Genomic DNA, 11,647 nt, shown 5'->3' with positions numbered 1-11,647 from the left:
AAAGATGAACACCAGTCATATTAAAAAATACGCACCGCAAGCACGTAACGATTTTATCGCAGCGATGCGCAAGCAGGCGGCCAAATACGGCATCACCGCAGACAGCATTTTACCGGCAGAACAGAAAGGCGACTTGTTGCTGATTGGCGATCAGGTTTTTCCGCTATCAGTCATGAAACCACGTGAGAAGCTGATCAAACGCATTCAAACCAGCAGTTTTGAGCAAACCATTGATTATATCGCTTACAGTTGGTTTAACCGTCTCTGTGCGATTCGTTACATGGAATGCAAAGGCTTACTCGATCATGGCCGCCGTGTATTGAGTAGTGCCGATGGCAGTTCAGGCTTGCCGCAGATTCTGGAAGAATGCTTGGATATTGACCTACCGGGTTTAGATGCCAGCCGTGTGGCTGAGCTTAAGCTGGATGGCAATAAAGACGAAGAACTGTATCGGGAGCTATTACTGGCGCAGTGTCATGCGTTGAATCAGGTCATGCCACTCCTGTTTGAACAGGTTTCTGATGAATCTGAACTGTTATTACCGGATAACCTCACAAAAACCGATTCCTTGATCCGTGATTTGGTGAGCAGCATTCCGGAAGAAGACTGGTCGGATGTACAGATTATTGGCTGGTTATATCAATTCTATATTTCTGAAAAGAAAGATCAGGTGATTGGTAAAGTCGTCAAAAGTGAAGACATTCCTGCCGCGACACAACTCTTCACCCCAAACTGGATTGTAAAATATCTGGTACAGAACAGTGTTGGCCGCTTATGGATGATGGCACAGCCTGACAGCACGCTGGCCAATAATTGGGAATATTATATTCAACCCGCTGAACAAACGGATGAGGTCAATGCACAGTTAAAACAACTGATTGATGTGCGGATCAGTGAAGATGGCGATACCTTAAACCCTGAAAGCATTACGGTACTCGATCCGGCTTGTGGTTCGGGGCATATTCTGGTGGAAGCCTATGACTGCTTAAAAGCAATTTACTTAGAGCGTGGCTACCGTAGCCGAGATATTCCACGTTTGATTCTGGAAAACAACCTGTACGGCATTGATATTGATACCCGTGCGGCACAGCTTGCTAGTTTTGCATTGTTAATGAAAGCGCGTGAGGATGACCGCCGTTTATTTAGCAATCCACCGAAGCTGAATATCATTGCGTTACAGGATACTCAGCCAGAACGTTTAGAAGCATTCAGTCAGGACTTGGCAAGTACTGGTATTGCTCAGACCGATTTAAAAGAACTGTTGGACCTATTTGAACATGCCTCAACCTTTGGTTCTTTGATTCAAATCCCTCAAGCATTCGCTAAAAAGCTACCTGATTTAGAAACCAAGCTGAATACAGCCCTGAAATCTGGCGATATTTTTGCGCAGCAGTCAGCACAGGAGCTGTTACCTCTAGTACAACAAGCCAAATTACTGGATCAGCAATATGATGCCGTGATTGCCAACCCTCCGTATATGGGTAATAAATATTTAAATCTAAACCTTAAAACCTATTTAAAAAAGAATTATCAAGGTTATGAAAAGGATCTTTTCTCAGCATTTATGATGAGAAATTTATACTTCTCTAAACCTAATGGACAGTTAGGTTTTATGTCACCAATGGTTTGGATGTTCATTTCTTCTTATGAAAATTTAAGAACCTATTTTATTGATCAAGCTATTATTTATAGTCTAATTCAGCTTGAATATAATGCTTCAGGTGAGGTTCGAGTCCCATTGTGTGCATTTATTTTGTCAAAGCAACACATTGCTGATTTTATGGGATCGTATATCAGATTAACTGAATTTCCTGGATATGATGTTCAATCAATCAAAACATTAGAGGCACTTAAAAATCCTGCATGTGGTTGGTTTTACACTACCAAACCAGATTCCTTTAAAAATATACCTGGAAATATTATAGCGTATTGGGTAAGTGAAAAGATAAGAGAAATTTTTATATTAGGAAAATATGTGGATGATGTTGCAGAACCTAAAAGTGGCCTGTCAACTACAGACAATAATCAATTTTTAAGATTCTGGTTTGAGGTTTCATATTTAAAAATTGGATTTGGTATTACCAGTATTATTAATACTCAAGATAGTGACTATATGTGGTTTCCATTTGTTAAAGGGGGGGATTTTAGAAAATGGGCTGGTAATGAGGAGTATGTAGTAAATTGGAAAAATAATGGTCGTGATATAAGAGAAAAAACAAAAGGGGCAGCTGGAGGTCGAATAGTAAGTCCAGAATTTTATTTTAAAACAGGTGTTACTTGGTCTGGAATATCAAGTAGCCTTCCTTCAATGAGAAAAATGACGAATTCTATTTTTGGAAGCGGAGGGAAAGCTTTATTTTCGAATGAACATTTAGATGTATTTTTAGGTTTTATGAATTCTAAAATAGCTATAAGCCTTTTAAACATCATAAGTCCAACGTTAAATTATGAAGCAGGGCATATTGGTAAATTGCCAGTAGTGAAATTTGATTCAATTCCTATAAATAAAGTTATCCAGTCTCTGGTTGATATATCTAGATCGGATTGGGACTCCTATGAAACTTCATGGGACTTTACTCAAAACCCAATTATCCGTACGGGGCAGCTAAACCTCGAACAAGCTTTTAACACCTGGCAACAGCAAAATGCTGACGCCGTGGCTGAGATGAAATGCTTAGAAGAAGAAAACAATAAGCTATTTATTGATGCTTATGGTTTACAGGACGAACTCACGCCAGATGTACCCGATGAACAAATCACCCTAACCCGTGCCGACCGTGAAAAAGACAGCCAGCGTTTAGTTTCTTATGCACTTGGCTGCATGATGGGACGTTATAGTCTAGATGAACCGGGCTTGATCTATGCCCATGCAGGCAATCAAGACTTTGATGCGAGTCGTTATCAAACATTCCCAGCCGATGCTGACGGTATTATTCCACTCACCGAAATGCATTGGTTTGAAGATGATGCAACACATCGTATCCAAGAATTCCTAACTGCGGTTTGGGGTAAAGACACACTGGATGCCAATATGCAGTGGCTAGCTGAAAGCTTGGATAAAAAAGCCAGTGAAACGGCTGAAGACACGATTCGCCGTTACCTCGCCAGCAAGTTCTACAAAGACCATATGCAGACCTATAAAAAGCGCCCGATCTACTGGTTATTCAGCAGTGGTAAACAGGGGGCTTTCCAGGCGTTGGTGTACTTGCATCGTTATAACGAAAGTACCTTGGCACGTATGCGTACCGAATACGTCATGCCGCTGGTTTCCAAAATGGCTGCCTATGCCAACTCGTTGGAAACTGCTAAAGAAAACAGTGACTCTGCGGCTGAAATTAAACGCATCGAGAAAAAACTGCAGGAACTGCATAAGCAACAGGCTGAACTGAGTAGCTTTGAAGAAAAATTACGTCACTATGCCGATCAGCGTATATCACTGGATCTGGATGATGGGGTAAAAGTGAACTATGGCAAGTTTGGGGACTTGTTGGCTGAAGTGAAAGCTGTGACGGGGGAGAAATAATGAGAGAAGCATTTTTTCAGCATATTAATTCCGAAGTTTTGTGTGAGATTATTGCTCAAACCAAGACGTCTCTCTGTTATGCGGCGCCAGGCATTCAGGAGATTCCAGTTATAGAAATTGTCGCATTGTCCAAAAACATAGGTCCTGAGCTCATCTCAGTTTTTTTAGATATTGATGAAAATGTCCTACGTATGGGATATGGCACTTTAGAAGCGATAAAATTGTTGCAAGATAATGGGATTACGATTCAGCATATATCAGGCTTAAGAAACGGTTTGATTGTGAGTGATGATATTGGTTATAGCTATACGCCGACGGCTCTTTTTTTAGAAAAAGAACAAACGGAAGTACCTATTTTGAATGCCATGCGTTTAATGCCTGATCAGATTAAGGAAGCACTGGCACGCCTATCACCTGCATCAAAAGCGATTGCTTTAGCACAAGCGCAGACAGATGAAGAAATTAGGCATATCCAAGAACTGGTTACAGAAATACAGCCAGAAATATTGAATGTCAAAAATTTAGAAGAGATCCAGCAAAATTTAATAGCTGCACCGCCAGTTAAGTTTGATATTGCCCGTCAGGTACGGGTTTTTCAGCCACATTTTCAATATGTAGAGCTAAGTCTAACAGGGGCTGCTATTCAGAGAAATAAACTGAATCTTCCTCGCGCTATTCAAAAAATAGGTATGGATAAAGAACTAGAAGGACGATTAAAAACGACTTTTGATTTGCTAGATAAAAATGGTAGTGCTTCTTCTAAAGATTTAGAAAAAGAGTTGAAAGAAATCCGAGACAATTTTACTCCATCATTAGGTAAAAACCATGGTCGGGTGATTCTTAAAAAGGCCTTACCAAGATTTGAAAAAAGAATAGCTGAGTTAAGGACGAAAATAGAGGCACATCAAGAATCATTGGCTGGCAAACTTGCAGAAGAGCTAGAAAAATCAAAAGAAATGATTGTTAATTATTATTTACCTATTGTTCAAAAGAATATACCTGACCATTTATACGGGACACATGGGGATAATCCAACCGATGAAAATATTAAAAAGTGGTTAACTCGTGAATTAAACAAGACTTTTCCAACAGCTGAATCATTAGTCCAGAAGATTCAATTGGACGTGAATTATAAAGATGTGACGTTTGATACATTAAATAGAGAAGATTTCTTGGGAAGTATTCAAAAGGCTTATCCTGATGAGGACTGGGAAAAGACTTATAAAGAATTCCGTGCTGCAGGAGAAAGTAAATGAATTTAAGCCAAATAACACAAGGCTTAGAACTGGCTTTCTATACTGAAAAACATCGAATTGTCTTTTGGTACGACGCTGAACAGTCCTTTAGCGAAGAAGTAAAAGCTTTAAATTTGGGGGATGTCCAGATTCTGAATATGGCAGAAGAGTCGAGTCTGGCGATCAAGCTCAAACTGGAACTGCAAGATCAGCAGGGCAAATACCTGCTGTATTTTCCAAGCCCAGAGCCTGAAACCGAAAAAGACTGGTTACTGGACATCAAGCTATATTCTCGCAGCTTCTATGCCGATCGTTTCTCGATTATTTTCAATGAGCTGGGTTTACAGCAGCAGAGTCTAAGAGAACATCTGGCCAAACGTGAAGAATTTCTCAAAGCCAAAGCACGTCTGAGCACCTTAAAACGCTATATCCAGCCTGATGCAGATGCACAGGATCTAGATATGGCTATGATTGCGGCTGTGGTCAAGGCTGATAGTGCCGAGCTGATGCATATTGTCCTGGCACTGGCAGATGAAATGGTACAGCAGAATCTGGATTTGGAAGTGAATCCGGAATCCTTTGCTGAACTGGAAAAATTCCAACTAGTGCCAGCTTTAGTCACAGCATTACAGGCGGAAATTGGTTATCCCGCATCGGTTGAAGAATTGAATGGGGAAGTACCATTCAAGCTCGGTACGTTCTTTATCCGTTTGATGACTACAGGTTTCTGTGAAAGCCTAGGCGATGTACCCGTATGGGCTCAAGAACTGGTGATGTCATCCGTCAGCTCCCGTGCGACGGCTAGAGCCTTTTTGTCGCGCTGGAGAGACAGTTCTAAATACTACCCAACCTTCGATACACTCTCCCAGACCGTGGCGAATGCACTGCGGATCCAGGAGAGGGTCGGGGCCTTTGATCTGGGGCAGCTGCTGGATGTCATGACCTTTGAAGTGATTGAACAAAAGATCATTGTTGATTTGGCCAGTCATATCCCTGCAGCAACCAAAGCTGAACTGGAACATTTCAGAACGATTATTTCTACCCGTCTGGATGGTTATTGGGCTTCCAAACATAAGGATGATGCAACACGCCGTAAATATCGTACTGTCTATACAGCGTTGCAGGCAGCCATTGACCTGTTCAGCCTGCGACAGCAGTTTGATGCCGGTTTATATTTTGACTCCAGTGAAGCCTTGTATAAAGCCTACGAGCAGGAGTTGTATCGCTTTGATATGGCCTATCGCCATTACAGTGCAGCCTCACAACGAGCGCATGTCGATATCCTGAAAAAACTCGATGAAGAAGTCGAAAATTGCTATTCCTACTGGTTTATTGACCACTTGGCACGAAATTGGGGAGAGCGGGTTGAAGCTGAGCAACGCTTGAATGTCTGGAAAGTGGCAGATATCCCAAATCAGCAAAACTTCTACCATACCCATGTCAGCCCCTTGCTCAGTTCTGCAACGAAACGCCGTATTGTGGTGATTATCAGTGATGCTTTCCGCTATGAAGCTGCGGTAGAGCTGCGTGATCGAATTAATGAAAAACGTTATTCTGAAGCAACTTTGTCTTCACAGCTGGGCGTTGTCCCAAGTTACACCACACTTGGCATGGCCTCGTTGTTGCCACATCAGACTTTGGAGTACAAAGAGGCCACAGGTGATGATGTATGGGTGGATGGACAATCCAGCAAAGGGACTGCAGCACGCTCAAAAATTCTGGCAGCCTATAATGGATTGGCAGTAACCGCTGAAACGGTAAAAGGTTGGTCGCGTGATGAAGGCCGTGAAGCACTCAAAGACCATGATTTGATTTACGTTTATCACAACGTGATTGATGCTCGGGGAGACAGTGCCTCGACAGAATCAGAAACCTTTATGGCGGTGGAACACGCCATTGAAGAACTGACCGAACTTAGCCGCAAAATCTTGATGCATTTCAATATTTCTACCCTGTTGATCACAGCCGACCATGGCTTCTTGTTCCAGCAAAGTAAACTGGAATCTGCGGATCGTTCAAGCTTGACTGAAAAACCTGCCAATACATTGAAAAGCAAAAAACGCTATGTGATTGGGCATGGTTTACCAGAGAGCAAGGAAGCATGGAAAGGCTCAACCCAAGCTACGGCAGGTACACTATCTGCGACTGATTTCTGGATTCCAAAAGGGGCGAACCGTTTCCATTTTGTAGGAGGCTCACGTTTCGTGCATGGTGGCATCATGCCTCAGGAAATTGTGGTGCCGGTACTGACTGTAAAACAGCTACGTGGTGAAAAGGCTGGACAGCGCACCAAGCGTAAAGTTGAGGTCATTTCTACCAAATCCACGCTGAAGATGGTCAATAACATCCAGAAGTTTGATTTGATGCAAACTGAAGCTGTCAGTGAGCTGATCATGCCAGTGACTTTATCCATTGCCATTTATGATGGGGATCTCAAAGTTTCCAGTGAAGAAACTTTGACTTTTGATAGCACTACCGATTCTGTTGCCGATCGGGTCAAACAGGTCAGACTGTCATTGTCTGGCACTGATTTTGACCGTAAGAAAGATTACTTCCTGGTACTGAAGGACAAAGACCTTAATATCGAGATGCAACGCTATAAGGTCACCATTGATTTGGCATTTACCGATGACTTCTTCTAATAACGAATTAACGATAGAGCGTAGCCTACATGGAATCTGCTAACGATAAAGAACTGGATCAGCTGCTGAATGAACACTTTGCTGGGCGGGTGGTACGTAAGGATCTAACTAAACTGATCAAAGAAGGGGCCAATGTCCCGGTCTATGTACTTGAATACCTGCTGGGAATGTACTGTGCCTCGGATGATCCAGAGATCATTGAGCAGGGACTACGTAACGTAAAGACGGTTCTAGCAGAGAATTATGTCCGACCGGATGAAGCCGAGAAGGTGAAATCCCTAGTCCGCGAGCGGGGCAGTTATAAGGTCATTGATCGTGTGACCGTAAAGCTGAATGAGCGTAAAGACAAATACGAAGCATCATTTAGTAATCTGGGCATCAAAGATGCCGAAATCTCGGCAGGCATCGTCAAAGAGTATGAAAAATTACTTGTTGGTGGTATCTGGGTCATTGCTACGCTCAGTTACTATTTTGAAGAAGGACAGACTAGTTCTCCATTTGGCGTGAGCTTACTCAAGCCGATTCAAATGCCGAATATGAATATGGATGAACTTTTCAGTGGCAGAGCAGCATTAAGCACTGATCAGTGGCGCGAGAGTTTAATCCGTTCGATCGGCATGGAACCGGCTTCGTTAAAAGAGGATGTGCAATGGCACCTATTAGCGCGTATGGTTCCGTTCGTTGAAAATAACTATAACGTCTGTGAACTGGGACCACGCGGTACCGGGAAAAGCCATATTTACAAAGAGTGTTCACCGAATAGTATTCTAGTTTCAGGTGGGCAAACCACTGTCGCCAATCTGTTCTATAACATGAGTAGCCGCCGTATTGGTCTGGTGGGGTTGTGGGATGTGGTGGCCTTTGATGAAGTTGCCGGTATTTCCTTTAAGGACAAAGATGGCGTTCAGATCATGAAAGACTACATGGCCTCAGGATCTTTTGCCCGTGGTCGTGAACAGATGGAAGCCTCAGCTTCGATGGTTTTTGTGGGTAATATTAACCAAAGTGTTGAATCCTTGGTGAAGACTAGCCACTTATTGGCTCCGTTTCCTGAAGCTATGATCGATTCAGCATTCTTTGATCGCTTTCATGCCTATATCCCGGGTTGGGAAATTCCGAAAATGCGCCCGGAATTCTTTACCAACCGTTATGGCCTGATTGTTGATTATCTGGCTGAATTCTTCCGGGAAATGCGTAAGCGTAGTTTTGCGGATGCCATTGAGAAGTACTTCAAGCTAGGGAATAACCTGAATCAGCGTGATGTGATCGCCGTTCGCAAGACGGTTTCTGGATTGATGAAGCTGCTCTACCCACATGGTCAATTTAACAAAGAAGATGTACGGCAATGCCTGGAATATGCACTGCAGGTGCGCCGTCGGGTCAAAGAACAGCTGAAGAAAATTGGAGGGATGGAATTCTATGATGTGCATTTTAGCTATATCGACAATGACACCCTAGAAGAGCATTTTGTTTCGGTAAAAGAGCAGGGTGGAGGTGGACTTATTCCCGAAGGTCCTGCTAAACCAGGCTTCCTGTATACCATTGGCCTTAGTAATAAGGGCATGCCGGGGTTATACCGCTTAGAACTTCAAGTGACCAAAGGTTCTGGAAAATTGGCGACATCAGGCTTATGGAATTCAAGCAGTGCCAAGGAGCAGGTCAAGATCGCATTTGACTACTTCAAGGCCAATGCATCCAGAATATCGGGTGGCAGTAAGGTGCTGGAACATGACTTCCACTTACATGTGGTTGAATTACAGAATACCGGGCCGCTCAGCCATCTTGCCTTACCAAGTTTAGTGGCTTTCGCTTCTGGCCTGTTAGGACGATCGGTACAAAGTCAGATGGTGGTACTGGGTGATATGAGCTTGGGTGGCTCTGTGACTCCGGTGGAAAGTATTGCCGAATGTCTGCAAGTTGCTTTTGATGCTGGTGCCAAGAAGGTTGCTTTGCCAATGAGTAGTGCGGCAGATATCCCTACGATTCCTGTGGAACTGTTTACCAAGTTCCAGACCAGTTTCTATGCAGATCCGGTGGATGCTGTGTTTAAGGGGCTGGGAGTGGATTAAGTTGATTCTGTATAAATCAATTAAAGAGAAAAGCTTTTAAAATGATTAGGAAATATGAATCACATGAAGGATTTAATAACAGCTATTTTGGTTAAACAGCCCAAACTTACTGCTAGAGAAATTGCAAAAACTCTTGGTATTGAAAAGAAAGAAGTGAATGCTTTTTTATATCAAAATCAAGATATATTTTCACAAGATGAAGCCTTTTGCTGGTCTTTAGCTATAAACCCGTCAGTTAAAAATTTAGAAAGACCAATCATGAACTCTGAACTTGAATTAAATGATATTGTTAAAAATAAACTGATTCAATTGTTGGATTATGTATCTCATCAAGCTGAGGATACTCAAAAAATTCAATATGAAATGAGTGGTAATAGATTTTATTCTCATGATCTAGAAAAACTTCGTGGCTTAAAAATTCTGAATGATGACGATTGGTGGTTCCAAATTGAACGATTACAGCTTCAATCAATGCCGAAACCATCTGAAATACTCTCTTCCTACATTCATGTAGATGCCGAAAAAGAACCCACTGTTAATTTTTCTAGTTTAAATAAGATTGTATTTTTCAAAGAAGTTCATCAATTCCGCTTGCCCTACAGTAGCGTGGCATGTGATTTGATTACTAAAATTGACATACTTCAGAAGCTATTCAAAGAGTTCGAAAGTTATCAAAATATTTGGAAAGATTGGAAACAAAATAACGATGAGATTAAAAAATCTATTGTTGTTTACGATAAGTTATTCTCATGGAATACAGCGATTAATTTAGGTGGAACAGGTGATGGTGAAGAAATTGTTGCAGGCTTTGGCTTAGTTGACTGGGTACTTCCAACGACTCAAAAATCTTACTCATATCCTCTTATTACTATCCCGTTAGAAATGGAGATAGAAAAAAATGGATTAATACGTGTAGGTGCCAAAGATACACGTGCCAATATAGAAATGGATGCCATCTTATTAGAGGATGATCTGCCTACTTCAGGACAGGTAAAAGTAACCTTAAAAGAAAACTTAAATAATGGTCGCTCATTACGCCTATTTGAAGGGGAAACTTACTCTGATCTAGTTAATGCCTTCGTCGCGAATATTTTTTCAAAAGGAGCAATTGTTGAGGCTGAAAATAGGGCTATACCATCTAAAAATCTAGCGGTGACATTAACATCAGTATTGTTTAGTCGTCCTAAAAGAAATTCTATTTTAAGCGATGACATTGAGTTATTAAAAACTAAACTTAATGACCCTTCAGTGGCTATACCTGAACAACCTTTATCGTTAGTGACAGAATTAAAAAGCGATATTAATCAAAAAGAGACTTATAGTTTTAGAGGGCGTTCTGGTACTGAGGGATTCGGATCAAAAGTTGAGGAGCTTTATTTCCCGCTGCCTTATAACAAAGAACAAATTACTATTGTCCAGAATCTGCAAACCAGCAGTGGTGTAGTGGTGCAAGGTCCACCAGGTACAGGTAAAACACATAGTATTGCCAATATTATCTGTCACTATTTGGCGAATGGTAAAAAAGTACTGGTAACTGCACAGCAGTCACATGTCCTTAAAACAGTACATGAAAAGATTCCTGATGAATTAAAGCCTTTGGTAGTCAGTCGCATCGGTTCAAGCAAAGAAAGTAAAAATCAGCTTGAATCTTCAATCGATTTGATTGTGCAAAAAATTACCCAAATGAATGTTGCAGAAGTTCGAAAAACGATCGAAGTTCTAAAACATCAAATAGATCATAATCATCATGAAATGGCTTTGATTGATCGAGAAATATATAACTTTGCAGAAAAGCATTATCAGAATATTGAAGTAGATGGTAATAAAAAATTACCTATGGATATCGTGAAAACGGTATTAGAAAGTAGAGCATCCTGCGAATGGTTTACCGACCAATTAACTTTGGATGAAAAAGACCAGTTTCCTTTTTCCCAGATTGAGTTGATTCAATTGAGAGACTCAAGAAAGAAAATCGGTACAGATTTACCATACATAAATTATGGTCCTCTGCCAGCTCCTGAAAAGTTGTTAGATTCGGCGAGTCTGAAGAAATTAAGTGAGTTTTTAAAAGAAAAAGATGAGATTGAGGAATTCTTAAAGCAAAATGACCTACATAATTTCAAGGAAACTATTTCTGAATCAGAAATTAATGAGCTAAGTGATGTGTGCTGAGAAAAC

4 protein-coding genes and 1 pseudogene are annotated in these 11,647 nt (G+C 41.4%); all 5 read left to right on the top strand.

The genetic code is table 11. The annotated features are described in order from the left end of the window. The first annotated feature begins 4 nt into the window (after positions 1–4). A complete protein-coding gene (pglX, locus tag IO68_RS25380; RefSeq protein WP_023013359.1) occupies positions 5–3,523 on the top strand; it encodes a BREX-1 system adenine-specific DNA-methyltransferase PglX in 3,519 nt (1,172 codons plus the stop codon). Beyond that, positions 3,523–4,779 carry a hypothetical protein gene (locus tag IO68_RS25375; protein ID WP_023013358.1) on the top strand — a complete coding sequence of 419 codons (1,257 nt, stop codon included), beginning with the start codon at positions 3,523–3,525 and terminating at the stop codon, positions 4,777–4,779. The genes pglX and IO68_RS25375 overlap by 1 nt, the downstream gene beginning before the upstream one ends. Next, the gene (gene pglZ / locus IO68_RS25370; protein ID WP_023013357.1) at positions 4,776–7,400 is read left to right on the top strand and encodes a BREX-1 system phosphatase PglZ type A; all 2,625 of its coding nucleotides are present in this window, start codon (positions 4,776–4,778) and stop codon (positions 7,398–7,400) included. The genes IO68_RS25375 and pglZ overlap by 4 nt, the downstream gene beginning before the upstream one ends. A 29-nt stretch (positions 7,401–7,429) precedes the next feature. Next, complete coding sequence (gene brxL / locus IO68_RS25365) at positions 7,430–9,469, top strand: protease Lon-related BREX system protein BrxL (RefSeq protein ID WP_005021615.1); 2,040 nt, start codon at positions 7,430–7,432, stop codon at positions 9,467–9,469. Positions 9,470–9,532: 63 nt separating this feature from the next. Continuing rightward, positions 9,533–11,632, top strand: a pseudogene (locus IO68_RS25360) (AAA domain-containing protein); the annotation flags it as partial. Positions 11,633–11,647: the final 15 nt, after the last annotated feature.

The organism is Acinetobacter sp. COS3 (assembly GCF_000475335.1).
In the GTDB taxonomy this organism is placed as follows: domain Bacteria; phylum Pseudomonadota; class Gammaproteobacteria; order Pseudomonadales; family Moraxellaceae; genus Acinetobacter; species Acinetobacter venetianus.
The sequence above is the reverse complement of the archived record's forward strand: the minus strand, read 5'-3'. Positions and strand labels throughout refer to the sequence as shown.

What these genes read in the sequence shown, in the direction of transcription:
- pglZ (WP_023013357.1), top strand. Translation starts at nt 4,776, where the DNA reads ATGAATTTAAGCCAAATAACACAAGGCTTAGAACTGGCTTTCTATACT.
- IO68_RS25375 (WP_023013358.1), top strand. Translation starts at nt 3,523, where the DNA reads ATGAGAGAAGCATTTTTTCAGCATATTAATTCCGAAGTTTTGTGTGAG.
- brxL (WP_005021615.1), top strand. Translation starts at nt 7,430, where the DNA reads ATGGAATCTGCTAACGATAAAGAACTGGATCAGCTGCTGAATGAACAC.
- pglX (WP_023013359.1), top strand. Translation starts at nt 5, where the DNA reads ATGAACACCAGTCATATTAAAAAATACGCACCGCAAGCACGTAACGAT.